General features: G+C 73.6%; 1 protein-coding gene. It reads left to right on the top strand.

What is annotated here, in order from left to right; all coding sequences use genetic code 11:
• On the top strand, nucleotides 1-421 hold a 421-nt coding region (locus tag AC5RWT_RS38030; protein WP_494084712.1), incomplete at its 5' end, for an orotidine 5'-phosphate decarboxylase / HUMPS family protein.
• Between the last annotated feature and the right edge of the window lie 7 nt (nucleotides 422-428).

Raw genomic sequence — 428 nt, 5'->3', positions numbered from 1 at the left:
CACAGGCCGCGGCGTGTTCGTCCTGGCGTTGACCTCCAACCCGGAGGGCGCCAGTGTCCAGCACGTCGGCGGCACGGGGTCGGTGGCGGGCCGGATAGCGCAGGCCGCTGCGGCAGACAACGCAGAGGCCGGCCGCAACGGCGGGCTGGGCTCCGTGGGCCTGGTCGTCGGTGCCACCGTCCGGGCCGAAGTGATGGAACGTCTCGGGCTGGATCTTGCGGCGGTCAACGGACCGCTGCTGGCTCCGGGCCTGGGCGCGCAGGGAGCCACCGGGGCGGACATCGCGGCCGCCTTCGGGTCCGCCGTCGGGAATGTCCTGGCAACGTCCAGCAGGGACATCCTTAAGGCGGGGCCGGATGCCGCGGCCCTGCGCGAGGCTACTGAACGCACCCTGGCGGGCCTCTCAGCCCTCTCCGGCTGAGCTGGCC

The sequence above is a fragment of the Arthrobacter sp. Dra40 genome, assembly GCF_059091905.1.
The sequence above is the reverse complement of the archived record's forward strand: the minus strand, read 5'-3'. Positions and strand labels throughout refer to the sequence as shown.